Genomic DNA, 15,074 nt, shown 5'->3' on the forward strand with positions numbered 1-15,074 from the left:
TGGTGGCTAGAGTTCCGCGAAATAATTCTCAAAGCAACCGTCTACAACCTGCGGCGGAGCGTGAGAAATCCGTGAAATCCACCGCCGTCTAGCGAAGCTACAGAGCCGAATATAGAGGGTGTATGTAGCAGTCAGTCCGTCATCATAGCCATAGCCATGGCCCGCCGAAACCTAGGTCAAGGAGGACTGAAATCGCCGCAGTTGAGATACTGATGAAGACAAATGTACGGCCGATTGCAGGCCAAGACTCATGTCCGAACTGAGTAAGCACAACACCCACAATTAGGAATGTAGCAAGCGGAAACCTCACTGGCTGGACGAAGGTCTGAAATATTCCAAGCAGTACACCGATCGTAATCCCTGTTTGGGTTGGAGAGTATGTGAACTCAAACTGATTATGTTTCATACACATATTAATTGTAGATATCGGAAAATAGCTTTGTTTTGCTCAGTAGGGACACGAGTCAAACGGAATAGACGCGCTCTGTGTTCAGCACACTCGCAAAAACCTCTCACCGATTACAATTTCAACCCTGCCTACTATCGGCTCTCTGAGCGACCGTCGAACAGTGAGGTAACCCGTGTCAGCAGTGCAAGCACGATGGCAAGACCGAGCATCGGATATTCGACATTGACGACCATCCACTTCAACGCTTCAGAGCTGTTCATGAGACCGATCAGGATGGTCGCGTAATCGTCGGGGTTCGTGTAGATGAGGATGACCCAGAGGTTCTCCAGAGAATCAAGAAGTCGAGAGACGACTGTCAGACCCATCCCTATCTTCGGTATCAGGACTAGCCTGTCGTGGCCTGCCAGCGCCTTCAGAGAGACCGAATGGAGTGAGAAAAACAGGAAAAACCCTGCGACGATGAAGACGTAATCGAGGATGGAGAGAAGCATCACTGACTCCATGACTGGGTCGATGGCCTGCAGTATCGTGTCCACTTCCTCTCGGGTCGTCGCGGCCTGCAAATCTGCAGTGGAATAGCCGGACGTCTCGATTCGGCGAGTCACCGGAACGAACCCCAGAGCAATCACCCCGACAAAGATGCAAAACGAAATAGAGGCGACGATACCGTGGTTTTTAGCAGAGAGCGCATCGGCATACCGTTCGAGAGGGCGAACGAGCGCATCCAGCCGTTGCATACCAGAACCAGACTGTACTCGCGTTTCAGTCAATCGATAGTCTGTCTTCACGGTCCCGCTTCTCAGAAGAAACTAGGTGGCCGAGATGCGCGTCGAGTTCAGCACGACTGCAGAGATCTCACCGAACGTTGTCAGAAGGTTCGTGCAACAGTCGGAGGGTGGGTTCAGCAAGACGGATTTGTTTATTTTATTCAGATATCTTGGGATTAGATGTTGCAGTCTTGATACGGACTGTCTGGTTCAGGGCTAGGTTGACAAGATAACCAAGCCCAAAACCGTAATTGCGACAGTTATCATGCACACAACCATTGTATCCTCGGAGACAACGTGAGCTGTGAAGTTCCGAAGAGTTCTCAGAGCGATTTCCAGTTCTCCGTTGTGGCCTTGTTTCAATCCCCAGTCCTTTCCTCACTGAAGAGTCGCTCGAGCAGATCTCGAAGCTCTTTGACCGAATCGATCCGGACGACGTTTCTTGAGTCAGTAATCTCTACGGCCTGGTTGTCGTTCCCCTCGAGGATGTTGAGCAGGAGCCACACCTGCCTCGAGTTATTAACCTCAATCCCGTCGTCACCGTTGTCGTTCGCGATGTTCGTCGCCAGTGCGACGGCCTCCGAGTCGTCAATCACAATCCCATCGCGGGCGTTCGCACTGGCGTTGTTCGAGAGCAACAGGACGGTGTCGCTTCCGTCCCGCACGACGACGCCGCTGGCGTTGTTTCCGACGACTCGGTTCTCGTTGAAGGTGGTATCCGAGACGTTGAAGAGGAGGACACTACCCGACGGGAACGGTACGTCGGCGGGCTTCACTCCTTGGGTCTCCAAGATTACGTTGTCCGACACGACGCTGCCCTCGGCGTTGGCGACCCTGAGACCAATGTAGCCATTGTCGATGATGGCGTTGTCGGTGATTGTGTGGTTCGACGACCTATTCACGGATATACCGACGACCGCGTTCTCGCGGGCGGTGACGTTCGAGATAGTGACTTCATCGTGTCCCGCCGCCAGCGTTCCGTAGAGATTTCCGGTGGACGTGGCGTCGACAACGGTGTTGTTCGACGAGGCGAATCCGTCTCCGGAGAGGAGTTTGATTCCCGCGTCCCCGTTGTTCGAGGTAGTGACGTTGGTTACGATCGTATCCTTCGTACTGAACAAGAGAATGCCGTCCACCCCGTTTTCGCGAGCGATACTGTCGGACACCATCGAGTCATTGGCGGTCCCCACAGCAATCCCGAGGGCACCGTTTCGCTCGGTGACGCTCCCGGAGACGGTGTTGTTGGAGACGGGACGACCGCCGAGTGACTCGAAGACGATGCCGTCTACGACGTTATCCATCGCGGCGCTGTCGGTCACCACCGAGTCGCTCGAGTTGTTGATGAACACCCCGAACGTGTTGTTCGAGGCAGTGGCGTCTTCGACCCGTGCGTCGGAGAGATTCGTCCCATAGACGCCGAAGATGGAGTTAACGACGGTTGCGTTACTGACGGTAACGTTCGAGAGCGATTCGGACGTATCGATCCCGATGCCGACCGAGACGTTCTGTGGCTCCGGGAACGGTCCTTCCGTGACCTCTGTGCGAACGCTTTCGTTCACTCCGCTATCGACCGTGTAACTGTTCCCGTCGAAGTGAACGTCGCTCGCCTGAATGTCGACACAGACGTTCGCGTCGGGGTCTTCGATATCCTGGGTCAAGATGTACCGCCCGGGTTCATCGATTACGGTACATGAACTGATCTCGGCCGGACCAACGGTATTGTTCCCGTTCTGTGCGCCGACGAGGAGCGTACTCGCCCCGACGGTTCCAATCATAAGAGCGGCAACGAGGAGGACGGAAAGGTACTGGGTTCGCCACGGCAATTGATATGTCATGTCTATCTACCTCACTCATGTAAATTATTTAACTCCAATCCCGTTGTTCGTGAGTCTCGTTAGCGAAAGAATGTGTTTGTGTATAAAATAATTGATATGTCACACAGGGGAGTACGCGCTGTAGTCAATAATATCCGAGTGAACTCGTCTCTCGTAGGAAAGTTGAAAACTCAAGCGTGTGCTAACCGGCTTGCGCGCCGTATTCAGCACGACCCCGGAGAGTCCTCGAACGCTGTCAAGAGTGGCGTACAACACTCAGAGAGTCTATCCCGCACGATTCCTGAGAACCGTCTGGACGACATACCGACGACGTACCGTCACGGCTTGATGTAGGCGTACCCTTCACTCTGCAGTCGCGCCAACTCGCCCACGCCGGACGACACGATTTCGACGCCGTCGAGCAGGTCAGTCTCCTCCCAGTCGCTCCGTGCGAGTGTGTTCTCACACTGTTTGAACAGGACGTTTCGTTCCTGCAGCGACTCGATCAGTTCGCGGTGGTCGGTGCCATCGACGAGGAGTCCGAGGCCACCGCCGTTGACGACGACTGCGACTGCCTCGACGTCGACTGTCTCGTCGGCGAGGAGGTTCGCGACGTTGTTGACGACGCGGGCGTGCATCTCGGCGTCGTCGCTCGAGTGGTGGAAGACAACCTTCATGTGTGAGGATTCGACGGCTCAGGAGATAACCGCTCGCTCGTTGGGTTCGCTACTTATGGAGATTCTCGTAGCCACCCAGGCGAGTCTCACTCGGTAGTCTCCTCACGTGGGACGATGCTTCCACGAACGGTGTCTCCCTCCTCCGAGAACCTCGATTAGCCCTCGTACTCGTCTTCTAACCCCTCGATGTGATCCCGAAGAAGCGACAGTGCGGCGTCGGCGTCCATGTAGCCTTGGTCGTACTCGCCGAAGACGGTGTCTGCGTCGTCGAGGAACGATTCGACTGCTGTTTCGAGTTCGTCGCTCATACACCTGCCTGCTCGTCCGGAGGGCATAAATCCGCATCCAACGAAGCGCCGTTAGTGACAGTCAGGCTCTCGTTCGAGAACGGCACGCTCCGAGTCGACGCCGACGAGTTGGACGTCGAGTGGCTTGCAGACCTCCCCGGGGTCGAAGTCGACCCACGGAGCGGGACGGCCCGCGCGCCTGCCTACCGGTACGCCTTCCTCCGCGCCGTCCTCGGCGAACGCGGTGCCGACGTCGACGACCGGGTCAAGACGCCCGCGTCGCTCTCGCTGTCGACCGACTACGACCTTCGCGAGTACCAACGCGACGCGCTCGACGCGTGGCACGACGCCGGTGAGCGCGGCGTGCTCGAACTGCCGACCGGGAGCGGCAAGACGGTCATCGCCATCGCGGCGATAGTCGACTCCTCGGTGCCGACGCTCGTCGTCGTCCCCACCATCGACTTACTCGAACAGTGGCGACGGGAGTTGGAAGCCGAGTTCGACGTCCCCATCGGGCAGTTCGGCGGCGGCGAGCAAGTGCAGGAGGCCATCACCGTCTCGACGTACGACTCGGCGTACCTTCGCGCCGACGACGTCGGCGGCGACTTCGGACTGGTCGTCTTCGACGAAGTCCACCACCTCGGGGGTGAGGGCTACCAAGACATCGGCCGCATGTTCACGGCCCCGGCGCGTCTCGGCCTCACAGCGACGTTCGAGCGTCCAGACGGCGCACACGAGGCCATCACCGACCTCGTCGGCCCGAACGTCTACGACGTCGACGTCGACGACCTCGCGGGCGAGCATCTCGCGGCCTACGACATCAAGCGCGTCGAAGTCGACCTCACGCCCGAAGAACGCGAGCGATACGACGAGGCCCAGGGGACGTTCGTCGACTACCTCCGTACGTCTGGACTCTCGCTTCGAAGTGGCAGCGACTACCAGAAACTCGTGATGCGCTCGGGCTACGACCCGCGGGCACGTGAGGCGCTCCTCGCCAAACAGCGCGCTCGCGACATCATGCTCAACGCCGACGAGAAGGTGCGCGAACTCGCCGAGATACTCCAGCGTCACCGCGAGGACCGAATCATCGTCTTCACGGCTCACACGAATCTGGTCTATCGGCTCTCAGAGCGGTTCTTGATCCCGGCTATCACCAACGAGACAGGTGCCAAAGAGCGTCGCGAGATTCTCGAACGGTTCCGCGAGGGTGGGTACAGCCGTGTCGTGACGGCGAACGTCCTCGACGAGGGTGTCGACGTCCCCGACGCTAACGTCGCCGTCGTCCTCTCGGGCAGTGGGAGCGAACGCGAGTTCACGCAGCGTCTGGGTCGAGTGCTCCGACCGAAGGCGGACGGCGGACGGGCCGTCCTCTACGAGTTGGTGAGCGCCGAGACGGCCGAAGAGGGGATTGCGAGTCGGCGGCGGTAGCGGCGTGTCAGTCTGAGGTAGTACCCCCACACGTCTCGGTCACTCGTTCGGACTGCTCTCTGTACCGCTGATACTGCGCTTCGGCCCAGCGACGAGCACCGGCGGAGTCGGTCTCGACGAGCGCCTTCGGCACTCCGTCTCGCACGACATCCATCTGGACGGTTTCGTCGAACTCTCCGCCAAGCCGGACGACCACAGAACCGCTCAGAACCCTCTGTACCGGTATATATCCCACATACGCAGCTTTACACGTCGGTCGGCGGATATGCGCCTGTGACACTGCGTCGCCCGCGGCGTCTGCGCTCGGGCCCGCTTGGTTCACACGACCTCACCATGTCGAAATCCGACAAGACACTCGCCGACGACACGACTGAATCGGTGTTCAAAGCGTACATCTTAGACGTCCGAATCGTCGAGTGCCATCCCACCGACGCCGACGGCCCTCGCTACCGGTTCGAGGCTCCACAGCACACCGAAATCACCTTCGACGATGCCGACACCGCAGCACTCTACGCCGACGTCTACTTCGACGTCAACGGCTTTCAGGAGGCGGGAACCGGTGACCGTGGTGTCCCGCCGGAGATAATCCAAGCCGGAAAAGACACCGTCGCCGCCTACTTCCTCACGATGCCCGGTGTCGACGTCAACTGGGTCGCGTCGTTCTACGGCGTGAAGCCGACGAAGATCGAACGCTACGCGTCGTGGGTTCACGAGCGTGCCGAGGAGATTCGAGCGGGTGCAAAGGCACAGGGAATGTCGTAAGACGGTTCGCGGCGTTCGGTTGAGATTCGTGGCGTCCGGTCGCCACGGCGTCAGAGGCGCCGATTCGCGTGCCACCTGCTCATTCTTCGTGAAGAATACATCTTTTTCGCCGAACTTGATGTTAGTCTCTATACTACTCAATCGTTTACGGATACTCTATAATTCTATATGTCCCACTTACAAATTTACTTTTCATCTGCCTCCTGTGGTCCAGTTGCATGCCTGACTTCACACGACGGAACTTGATGGCGACGACAGCAGCAGCAGCGCTGGGTGCCAGCGTTGCTGGCGTCGCTACCGCCGCAGACGAAGACACGGATACACCGAACGCGCCTAGCGTCAGAGGGGACCTCCGGCGGTTCGCTTCGACCGCACTCGGTGCGGAGGTGACGGGGCCGGAAGTGACGGCTGGCGGGTCGCTCTTCTTCAGTCTCCAACACCCCAGCCGAGACAACCCTGCCCCGTTCGACAAAGGTGGCGTCGGCTACGTCGCTGGCTACGACGTGATGAACCCCGAGTTCGAGGAACTGGACGTTCCGTCGACGAACGACCAGCGCTCTCGGGTTCGGGTCGGTAACGGCGAGTACACGTTGTTCGCACAGGAGGGAGACACGGTCGGGAACGGTGAGACACTCGGCATCCCGACGACGCCGGACGGAACGAGCGTCACCGAGTTCGCCGGGTCGCGCTACTCCGAACTCGGCTACAACCCGGACATGAACCGGTTCGTCCCGACGAACGAAGCCGAGACGGAGGGCTATCTGTTCACCAACTGGGAGCAGAGTCCGGGCGACATCTCGAAGATGCCCCTCAGCCAGACCGAAGATGGACGCTGGGAGGCAGACCTCGAAGACACCACGAACCTCGCGAACACCGATGCCTTCCGCAGTATCGGCGGCACTCGAATCAACTGTTACGGCGATCTCAGCCCGTGGGGAACCCCCCTGTCCGCAGAAGAGGAGTACTCGCACCCGCGACTCTCGTTGCAGACGAAGACGAGCGACTTCGCCGACACCGACGGCCCGAAGCAGCGCGGTGCAGCGCAGTTCTACAACCGTCCGAACCCGACCGACGTCCAGAGCGCCGTCGACGAGTACTACGGCGACGACTCGTGGATGGTTCAGGGCTACTGGGCGCTCGGCGGCCTCGAACTGCTCGCGTACTACCTCGGTGCCGACCCGGTCGACCAAGACGGCGACACGAACACGACGACACCCATCGACGGCCCGTACCCGAACCCGTACCGCTACGGCTACATCGTCGACTTCCGCGAACCGACGAGCGAGACCCCGCAGCCAGTGAAGTACCACGTCATGGGCCGCGCCGCGTGGGAGTGCCCGGACGTCCAGAGCGACCGAAAGACGGTCTATCTCACCTCCGACGGCGACGACAAGGGGTTCTACAAGTTCGTCGCGGACCGACCGATTCCCAGTTACAAAGAGCCGATGGACGTCGCCGGGACGCTCTCGGTCGCGAAGGTGACGAATCAGGAGGCCGCCGCGAACGAACCGCCCGCCGAGGTGAACCTCGAACTCGACTGGATCGAACTAGGACACGCCTCGAACGCTGAGGTAGCCGAGTGGATTGCCGAATACGACGACGTCGACCAGGTCTGCTACCTCGAGACGCACGCCGAGACTGACTGGAGAGAGGACTTCGAGCAGGCGCTGATGGAAGCCGACAAGGCCGTCGTCGAAGGCGGAAATCAGAGCTACGTCTCCGACGAGGAGATTTTGGCGTGGGCCAGCCAGTACGAGGCGAACGGCCCAAACGGCGTCGACGAGGAGCTACGAAAGGTTCCGTTCCTCGAAACCCGCGCCGCGGCCAAGGAGGTCGGCGGCACCGTCGAGTTCCGCAAGAGCGAGGGTATCGACAGCGCCGACGGCGCCAAACCCGGCGACTACATCTACGTCGGCATCTCCGAGGTCAACACCGGCATGAGCGACGATGCGGGTGACGTGCGCGTCGACCGCGTCGACGGCGGCCTCGTCTACCGTGCCGAAATCGAACCGGACTACGACATCTCAACGCTCGAACCGGTCATCGTCGGCCCCGACGCGACCGACACCGCCGAGACTGCCGACGACGCGCTGGTCAACATCGACAACCTGCTCGTCCTGAACGACGGCCGTGTCCTCTGCTGTGAAGACGCCGACCAGTACGGCCGCTCGTACCCTAACGACTGTCTGTACGTCTATACGCCCTCCGATTGGTCACCCGACGGGAACAACGAGGACAACGGGAACAGAGGCGGCAACGGGAACGGTGACGACAACGGAAGCGACGACGGCGACGGCGAAGACGAAGAGTAGGCCGCTCGTAACGTTCTCGTAGTCACGCTTTTTTGACTGGTCGACAGACCCCGAATACCGCCTGCGCCGACTCAGTCGACGGTCGCCGAGAAGTCGAACGAGTCAGCGTCTCGGAACTCGTCGAAATCGACTTCCTCGTACAGTAGCTCGGTCTCTACGGTCTCTCCACCGCCGACGGTGACCTCGGTCGTCCGTTCGTACGTCTCGCCGTCGAGCGTCAGCGTCCCGGTGACGGTGCCAGTCTGTTCGTCGTCCGTCCGGTTCGTAATCGTGAGCACGACGCGAAGTCGGTCTTCGTCGTTTCGTTTGAATCGGAAGTCGCCGGCGACGAGCGGTTTCTGCTCGCCGTCGTCTCGGGGGTTGTCCGCCGGTTCGGTCGGTGGCATTCGTGGACCATCCGGGCCGGGCAGCGCCGAGAGACAGCCGGACAGGGTGAAGGGGAGCGTCGCGAGGAGTGCCCGTCGCTTCATACCCGAGGCTCAGTCGCTCGGCGTATGAGCCTTGTCCTCCGCGACCGTCCTCTCGTCCCACGTTACTTATAAAGAATCGGGGACTACCGACGCTCGTGCTCACGAAGGACCTCCTGCGCGTCTCCCGCGCCGGCGGTGGCTACCACCCCCAGTTCGTCGGCCCGGAGGTACAGTCGCTCGCTGCCCGCGTCGTCGACACGTTCGAGTCACACGTCGGCGAGCGACGCGGCACGCTGGAGGAGGCGCTCACCGCGCTCGAGAGCGAAGCGGAGTCGTTCAAACTCGTCCGTGGGTTTGCGGCGCTCTGTGACCGCGAGACGACGTTCGAGACGCGGGCGTCGGTGCCGCCGGAGCGCGTCCGACGAGTCGTCTTCGAGGCAGCCGAATCGGTGGGTGTCGCCAGCGACGACGACCGAGACGCGGCACTCGACGTCGCCGCCGACCGACTCGGCGTCGAGACAGTCGCAATCGACCGGTCGCTCTACGCCGACCGCGACGTGAATCAGGTCCTCTCCGAGTTCACCCCTCGATGGAGTCCCGAGGAACTGCTCGACCAGTACAACCTCTCTTTGGCGCAGACGGCGCTGTTCGACGCTACCGAGGTCCGGATTCGGTGCGCCGACCCGAAAGCGCTCGTCTCGGCGGTCAAACGCCTTCGACTGATGTACGAGGTCCACCAGACGCCGCAGGGTCGAGAACTGGTCGTCACCGGCCCGGACGCGCTGTTCCGCCGGACGCGACGATACGGAACGGGCTTCGCCCGTCTACTCCGGACCGCCGCCAAGACCGACGACTGGCGACTCGTCGCGACCATCGACGACCGAGGCACCGACCGCGAGTTGGTGCTCACCGACGCCGACGTGCGCGTGCCGGGTGTCGACCCCGTCGCGGAACCAGCCTTCGACAGCGACGTAGAGGCCGACTTCGCCGCCCGGTTTCGCTCCTTGGACCTCGATTGGACGCTCGTGCGCGAACCCGAACCGCTCGCCGTCGACGACGGTGAACGGGTGATGATTCCGGACTTCGCGTTCGACTACGAGCCATCCGGCACGGCGACCGACAGCAGGTTTCGGGTCTACTTCGAGATTATGGGCTTCTGGACACCCGACTACGTCGAGAAGAAACTCGGACAGTTAGCGGGCGTCGAAGACGTAGACCTGCTCGTCGCCGTCGACGAGTCGCTGGCCGTCAGCGACGAGGTGGCGGCACGCGACCATCGGGCGATTCCGTACACCGGGTCGGTGCGTGTGAAAGACGTCGTCGACGTGCTCCGCGAGTACGAGTCGGACCTCGTCGCCGACGCCGCCGACTCGCTCCCCGACTCGCTGGAACCCGACGTCGACGTCGTCACTCTCGCCGACCTCGCGGCCGAACACGGGGTGAGCGTCGACGCCGTCGAGGCGAAGTCGTTCCCCGCCCACCGTCGCATCGGCCGGACGCTCGTCCGACCGTCGGTGCTCGACGAACTCGGCGACGCTATCGAACCGGAGATGACGCTCTCGGAAGTCGAGGCGGTCTGCAACGAGGCTGGCCTCACCGACACGAGTGCCGTCCTCGCGGCACTCGGTTACCGTATCGCGTGGGAGGGGCTCTCCGGCGGAACCGTCAAACGAGCCTGAACGCGGCCCATCGACTTTTCCGGCGTGAACTCCAAGAGTGGCGTACAATGCTGACTAAACTGTTCAATCTACTCGGGTCGAAACGTTCGCGTCAACTCAGTACCATCTCGACGCTCGCGGAGGCCGTGATGTCGTTCAAGCGCGGACAGAAGAAGGTCGGTGCAATCCTCCTCGGTGCCGCCATCATCTCCTACAAACGCAGCGAACTCGGCTACCTCGCGCAACTCGCGGCCAAACTCTACCAGCGAAAGCTGAGCAAGGCGAACTAGTCGAAGTCCTTACTCGCTCAACGCGTCTAGATTTTCGCGACGACCTTTCGGCACCGTCGAACGCAGTTCTCCGTAGAGAAAGAGGCCGACACCGATGGGTTCACGCTCGCCAGCGACGTCGTGGGCGGCGATGAGGTAGCCCCAATCACCCTCCCAGTCGAGTTCTTGGTCTTCGCCGGCGGCGAACGTCGTCGCCTCCTCGGCACCGAGTTCGACGACGTTCTTCGTCGCCTCGCGGCCGAAGCGCTGGACGGCGTTCGTCGTCGGTTTCCAGTGTTCCTGTCGCGTGCGGAGGAAAGTCATCCCGAGTCCCTCCACGGAAATGGGGTTCGCGGTGTCGCCGCGAAGTACCCACACTTTCCCCGCACCTTTCTCCCAGAACGTGTACTCGTCGAACGTCTCCGGCGGGATTTCGAACCGCTCGTTCCACCAGTCGAGCACTTCTTCGCGAGTCGCTCGTCCCGGAACCTCGCGTTCCTCGGCCGTCTCGGGGAGACGGTCGAACCGCTGGCCGTCGTTCGACGGTTCGTCGCTCATGCTTCTCCCTCCTCACTTTCGGCAACCCCACCGACCCGCAACTTCGCACAGAAGAAGCCGCCCGTGTCGTTCTGATGCGGATAGACGCGGTGGGTCTTCTCGACGCTCGGGTGGTACTCCTCGTCCTCCCACTCGGTGATGCCCGGTGACGTTTCGAGCGGCGTGTCGAACTCCACGACTTCGCAGTCTTCGGTTTCGAGCGCGTGGTTCACGATGGCTTCGTTCTCTTCGGGGGCGAACGTACACGTCGAGTAGACGACGGTGCCGCCGGGTCGCGTCGCCTGAATCGCGCGGCGGATGATTCCCTTCTGGATGCCGACGACGCTGTGGACGTGGTCCATCGTCCACTTCTCCAGCGCATCGGGGTTCTTCCGACACGTCCCTTCACACGAGCAGGGCGCGTCGACGAGGGTGCGGTCGAACTGGTCGAAATCGAAGGGTTTCAGCGAGAAGTTTCGCGCGTCTTTGTTCGTCACGGCGACGTTCGTCACGCCGAGACGTTCGGCGTTGTGCCGGAGCGCAGAGAGTCGCCCGAGGCTGTTGTCGTTGGCGACGACGAACCCCTCGTCGTCCATCAGCGCCGAAAGTTGCGTGGACTTGCTCCCCGGTGCAGCGCAGGTATCCCAGACGGTTTCGCCCGGTTGGGGGTCGAGTGCGATGGCGGGCAGCGCAGAGACCTCCTCTTGGCCGTGGAGCCAGCCGTGGAAGTACGGCCACGTCGTCCCCGCTTTCCCCTCGGTGAGACGCAGAATCTCGGGGTTCCAGTCGGTCTGTTCGTAGCCGACGCCTTCGTCGTCGAGCGCTTCCGTCGCTCGGTCGACAGTCGTCTTGATGGTGTTGACCCGGACGGAGTACGGAAGTGGCCGGTCGCAGGCCTCCAGAAACGCCTCCTCGTCGTCGACGAGCGGGAGGTACCGCTGTAAGGGGTTCATTACGTCTCTCTTTCCGATGGGGTCGTTTGTCGGTTTCGGAGTCTGTCGGACGGGTTTCCACTCTCGTGCACTCGGTGCGCCCACGGCCAACCCCTTTAGTAGTCTGCCACTCCTTCGCACAACTATGGCTCATATCGACATCCTCGCCGACGACCTCTCGCTCGACGAACCGATGATGGTCGAGGGACTGCCGGGCGTCGGCCTCGTCGGGAAAATCGCCGCCGACCACCTCGTCGACGAGTTCGAGATGGTCCACTACGCGAACGTCCACTGCGACGGTATCCCTCGCGTCGCCGTCTACGCCGCCGACGACGCCGAACTCCGGACGCCGGTCCGCATCTACGCCGACGAGGAACGTGACCTGCTCGTCCTTCAGAGCGACGTCCCCATCCACCCGCAGGCGGCGACGGAGTTCGCCACCTGTATCCGCAGTTGGTTCGAGGAAGACGGCGTCGTCCCCATCTTCCTCAGCGGTATCGGCGAGGAGAAGTCCGACGACGTACCCGCACTCTACGGCGTCGCAACCGGTGAGGGAACCGCACACCTCGAACAGGCCGGTATCGGCCGGCCGACCGAGATGGGTATCGTCACCGGGCCGACGGGTGCGTTGATGAATCACGTCCTCGAACACCACCTGACGAGCGTCGGTCTCGTCGTCGAGTCGGACCCACAGTTCCCCGACCCCGAAGCGGCACGGGTTATCATCAAAGACGGTATCGAACCGCTCACGGGTATCGAGTGTCCCGTCGACGACCTCGTCAATCACACCGAAGAGATTCGCGAGGCGAAACAGCGACTCGCCCAGCGGATGCAGGAAGTCGACGAGGAGAGTACGCAGGCACAACCGCTCCGGATGTATCAGTGAGCGGCTAACACCGGTCGCCGAACCTCCCTAACCCCGGATAGTCCGCGATGAGACCGTCGACGCCAGCCTTCGCAAGTTCCTGCGCCTGATACCACGTGCCGATGGTCCACACGTTGACCGCTCTCCCCTCCTCGTGGGCGACGTCGACGAGGTCGATATCTGCGTACGGCCCACTCGTGTAGTACTCGTCACCGAAGAACGGCGTCCCCTTCACGAGGTTGTACGGTGGGTGGAGCGCCTCACAGCCGTACGTTCGAGTGATGTCCAGTCCGGCCTCGATGTCGTCCCAGAAGAGGAACGCGACCGGAATCTCGGGGGCGGCCTCCCGAACCGTCGCGATGGCCGCCTCGCAGAACGACGAGACCAGTATGTCGTGTTCGTACTCGTCGACGACCGCGAGGACGTCCTCGGTGAACGGCCGCCAGAGCTCTTTTTGCGTCTCCAGCGTCTCACCCGAGAGGTTCTCGGCGAACCTGATGTCCGTCGACCCCGGATTCTTGAACTCGACGTTGACGCCGACAGACGCCGGGAGGGCGTCCAGCAGTTCCGAGAGCAGGGGAACCGTCTCGCCGCTGTCGAGCACTTCGGCGCTCGTCACGACGTCGGTGGGCGTCTCCCAGACGATTCCTTCCGTGTCGGTCAGTCCACGCTCGCCGCCGTCGCGGCCGGCGAGTCCGTCGTCGTGGAAGACGACGACGTCGCCGTCGGCGGTCGGCACGACGTCTATCTCGACCATGTCCGCGCCGTCCCGCGCCGCCATCTCGACTGCGCCGACGGTGTTCTCGGGGTACATACCCGCGAACCCGCGGTGAGCAATCGTCGTCGGTTCGCCGTTTTGTCCCATCGTACGACGCTCGTCTCGGTCGGATTGCTTGTCCGTTTCTGTCTCCTCGCTCGCGAGGGCGACGCCGCTCCCGGCCGCCGTCGCGGTGAGTCCCGCTACCGTGACACCAGTTCCGCGCAGGAACGTTCGTCTGCCGACGTCTCCGTTCTCAGGCATAGCGAATCTATCCACTCGACGAACATAATTAAAATTTGTTTCGATGTGAGACAATGTCGAACCGTGGAAAACGATGTCACTGGGAGCGGTCGGGAGACGGGCGTCGAAGAGAGAGGCGAGAAGGACGGACGGAGACTCTGCGTACCACATCTACAACCTTATACCTCGTCGGGCGTTTCTTCCGAACATGACAGACGAGGCTCCCGACGTAGAGCAAGTCGAAGAGGTGCCGGTCGACGACGCGGGCGTCGCTGAGGAGGAGTCCCCAGCGGACGCAGCGGCCACCGAGGCCGAGGAAGTCGACATCGCCGCTCGCGTCGCCGAGTACGACGACGAACTCGCCGCCGAGGTTCGTGACCTCCAGTCGCGAGTCACGCATCTCGAATCGGAACTCGGAGACCGCGAAGAGCGAATCGAGGAACTGGAAGGGAAACTCAAGCGCAAGCAGGCGGACTTCCAGAACTACAAGAAGCGCTCGAAGAAGAAACAACAGCAGGTCAAAGAGCGAGCGACGGAGGACTTCGTCGAGCGTGTCGTCAGCGTTCGCGACAACCTCGTGCGTGCGCTCGACCAAGACGACGACGCCGACATCCGCCCCGGCGTCAAGTCGACGCTCGACGAGTTCGACCGCATCCTCGACAGCGAGAACGTCGAAATCATCGACCCCGAACCCGGCACGGACGTGGACCCACAGCGCCACGAGGTGATGATGCGCGTCGACAGCGACCAACCCGAGGGCACCGTCGCCGACGTGTTCCAACCGGGCTACGAGATGGCCGACAAGGTCATCCGCGCGGCACAGATTACGGTTAGCGACGGTCAGTAGCTGTTCCCGTCGAGACCGAGAACACCCGCTCTTCGACGCTTGCAGTCTATCGACTGGTCCGCTCCACAGAATCTCTTGCCGAACTGCCTCGCAGCCACCG

General features: G+C 61.5%; 16 protein-coding genes. 7 read left to right on the forward strand and 9 right to left on the reverse strand.

Features of this window, described 5'->3' with window-relative positions:
* Positions 1-540 precede the first annotated feature (540 nt).
* The 4 genes from BM083_RS20750 to BM083_RS23575 form a co-directional block, all read right to left on the reverse strand.
* Entirely contained in the window at positions 541-1,146 is a 606-nt protein-coding gene (locus tag BM083_RS20750) for a hypothetical protein (protein WP_177197733.1), read from the reverse strand.
* A gap of 389 nt (positions 1,147-1,535) precedes the next feature.
* Positions 1,536-3,011 (reverse strand): right-handed parallel beta-helix repeat-containing protein, encoded by a 1,476-nt coding sequence (locus BM083_RS20755; RefSeq protein ID WP_089872267.1) that lies wholly within the window; start codon positions 3,009-3,011, stop codon positions 1,536-1,538.
* Between the two features lie 317 nt (positions 3,012-3,328).
* Positions 3,329-3,667: a DsrE family protein gene (locus BM083_RS20760; protein WP_089872269.1), complete on the reverse strand. Its 339-nt coding sequence runs from the start codon at positions 3,665-3,667 to the stop codon at positions 3,329-3,331.
* A gap of 155 nt (positions 3,668-3,822) precedes the next feature.
* Positions 3,823-3,975: a hypothetical protein gene (locus BM083_RS23575; protein WP_177197734.1), complete on the reverse strand. Its 153-nt coding sequence runs from the start codon at positions 3,973-3,975 to the stop codon at positions 3,823-3,825.
* A gap of 54 nt (positions 3,976-4,029) precedes the next feature.
* On the opposite strand from BM083_RS23575, the gene BM083_RS20765 reads away from it, so the two are divergent.
* Positions 4,030-5,382 (forward strand): DEAD/DEAH box helicase, encoded by a 1,353-nt coding sequence (locus BM083_RS20765; RefSeq protein WP_089872271.1) that lies wholly within the window; start codon positions 4,030-4,032, stop codon positions 5,380-5,382.
* 7 nt (positions 5,383-5,389) lie between these two features.
* On the opposite strand, the gene BM083_RS20770 is transcribed toward BM083_RS20765, so the two are convergent.
* Positions 5,390-5,578 (reverse strand): hypothetical protein, encoded by a 189-nt coding sequence (locus tag BM083_RS20770; protein ID WP_089872273.1) that lies wholly within the window; start codon positions 5,576-5,578, stop codon positions 5,390-5,392.
* A 137-nt stretch (positions 5,579-5,715) separates the two neighbouring features.
* On the opposite strand from BM083_RS20770, the gene BM083_RS20775 reads away from it, so the two are divergent.
* Both BM083_RS20775 and BM083_RS20780 read left to right on the forward strand, forming a co-directional pair.
* Positions 5,716-6,144, forward strand: coding sequence for a hypothetical protein (locus BM083_RS20775; protein ID WP_089872275.1), 429 nt, complete (start codon positions 5,716-5,718; stop codon positions 6,142-6,144).
* 218 nt (positions 6,145-6,362) lie between these two features.
* Positions 6,363-8,456, forward strand: a complete 2,094-nt coding sequence (locus BM083_RS20780; RefSeq protein ID WP_089872277.1) for an alkaline phosphatase PhoX — start codon at positions 6,363-6,365, stop codon at positions 8,454-8,456.
* Positions 8,457-8,527: 71 nt separating this feature from the next.
* Here the strand turns inward: BM083_RS20780 and BM083_RS20785 are convergent, their stop codons facing one another.
* The gene (locus BM083_RS20785; protein WP_089872279.1) at positions 8,528-8,926 is read right to left on the reverse strand and encodes a hypothetical protein; all 399 of its coding nucleotides are present in this window, start codon (positions 8,924-8,926) and stop codon (positions 8,528-8,530) included.
* Between the two features lie 95 nt (positions 8,927-9,021).
* Between BM083_RS20785 and BM083_RS20790 the strand changes: the two genes are divergently transcribed.
* Positions 9,022-10,545, forward strand: a complete 1,524-nt coding sequence (locus BM083_RS20790) for a DUF790 family protein (protein ID WP_089872281.1) — start codon at positions 9,022-9,024, stop codon at positions 10,543-10,545.
* 47 nt (positions 10,546-10,592) lie between these two features.
* Positions 10,593-10,814 (forward strand): hypothetical protein, encoded by a 222-nt coding sequence (locus tag BM083_RS20795; RefSeq protein ID WP_089872283.1) that lies wholly within the window; start codon positions 10,593-10,595, stop codon positions 10,812-10,814.
* A gap of 9 nt (positions 10,815-10,823) precedes the next feature.
* Here BM083_RS20795 and BM083_RS20800 read toward each other — a convergent pair whose 3' ends face one another.
* Positions 10,824-11,351 (reverse strand): DUF7122 family protein, encoded by a 528-nt coding sequence (locus BM083_RS20800; RefSeq protein WP_089872285.1) that lies wholly within the window; start codon positions 11,349-11,351, stop codon positions 10,824-10,826.
* Entirely contained in the window at positions 11,348-12,283 is a 936-nt protein-coding gene (locus tag BM083_RS20805; RefSeq protein WP_089872486.1) for an RsmB/NOP family class I SAM-dependent RNA methyltransferase, read from the reverse strand. Before BM083_RS20805 ends, BM083_RS20800 begins: the two co-directional genes overlap by 4 nt.
* Before the next feature lie 124 nt (positions 12,284-12,407).
* On the opposite strand from BM083_RS20805, the gene BM083_RS20810 reads away from it, so the two are divergent.
* Positions 12,408-13,148, forward strand: coding sequence for a proteasome assembly chaperone family protein (locus tag BM083_RS20810; RefSeq protein ID WP_089872286.1), 741 nt, complete (start codon positions 12,408-12,410; stop codon positions 13,146-13,148).
* Between the two features lie 4 nt (positions 13,149-13,152).
* Here the strand turns inward: BM083_RS20810 and BM083_RS20815 are convergent, their stop codons facing one another.
* Positions 13,153-14,148 (reverse strand): glycerophosphodiester phosphodiesterase, encoded by a 996-nt coding sequence (locus tag BM083_RS20815; protein ID WP_089872288.1) that lies wholly within the window; start codon positions 14,146-14,148, stop codon positions 13,153-13,155.
* A 187-nt stretch (positions 14,149-14,335) separates the two neighbouring features.
* Between BM083_RS20815 and grpE the strand changes: the two genes are divergently transcribed.
* Positions 14,336-14,974 (forward strand): nucleotide exchange factor GrpE, encoded by a 639-nt coding sequence (gene grpE, locus BM083_RS20820; RefSeq protein ID WP_089872290.1) that lies wholly within the window; start codon positions 14,336-14,338, stop codon positions 14,972-14,974.
* The last annotated feature ends 100 nt before the right edge of the window (positions 14,975-15,074 follow it).

Origin of the sequence: Halogranum rubrum, assembly GCF_900114455.1 — an archaeon.
GTDB classification, from domain to species: Archaea; Halobacteriota; Halobacteria; order Halobacteriales; family Haloferacaceae; genus Halogranum; species Halogranum rubrum.

Bases quoted from the DNA above. Each gene is read 5' to 3' on its own strand.
- BM083_RS20750 (WP_177197733.1), bottom strand. From the start codon at position 1,146: ATGCAACGGCTGGATGCGCTCGTTCGCCCTCTCGAACGGTATGCCGAT.
- BM083_RS20755 (WP_089872267.1), bottom strand. From the start codon at position 3,011: ATGACATATCAATTGCCGTGGCGAACCCAGTACCTTTCCGTCCTCCTC.
- BM083_RS20760 (WP_089872269.1), bottom strand. From the start codon at position 3,667: ATGAAGGTTGTCTTCCACCACTCGAGCGACGACGCCGAGATGCACGCC.
- BM083_RS23575 (WP_177197734.1), bottom strand. From the start codon at position 3,975: ATGAGCGACGAACTCGAAACAGCAGTCGAATCGTTCCTCGACGACGCA.
- BM083_RS20775 (WP_089872275.1), top strand. From the start codon at position 5,716: ATGTCGAAATCCGACAAGACACTCGCCGACGACACGACTGAATCGGTG.
- BM083_RS20780 (WP_089872277.1), top strand. From the start codon at position 6,363: ATGCCTGACTTCACACGACGGAACTTGATGGCGACGACAGCAGCAGCA.
- BM083_RS20785 (WP_089872279.1), bottom strand. From the start codon at position 8,926: ATGAAGCGACGGGCACTCCTCGCGACGCTCCCCTTCACCCTGTCCGGC.
- BM083_RS20795 (WP_089872283.1), top strand. From the start codon at position 10,593: ATGCTGACTAAACTGTTCAATCTACTCGGGTCGAAACGTTCGCGTCAA.
- BM083_RS20800 (WP_089872285.1), bottom strand. From the start codon at position 11,351: ATGAGCGACGAACCGTCGAACGACGGCCAGCGGTTCGACCGTCTCCCC.
- BM083_RS20805 (WP_089872486.1), bottom strand. From the start codon at position 12,283: ATGAACCCCTTACAGCGGTACCTCCCGCTCGTCGACGACGAGGAGGCG.
- BM083_RS20810 (WP_089872286.1), top strand. From the start codon at position 12,408: ATGGCTCATATCGACATCCTCGCCGACGACCTCTCGCTCGACGAACCG.
- BM083_RS20815 (WP_089872288.1), bottom strand. From the start codon at position 14,148: ATGCCTGAGAACGGAGACGTCGGCAGACGAACGTTCCTGCGCGGAACT.
- grpE (WP_089872290.1), top strand. From the start codon at position 14,336: ATGACAGACGAGGCTCCCGACGTAGAGCAAGTCGAAGAGGTGCCGGTC.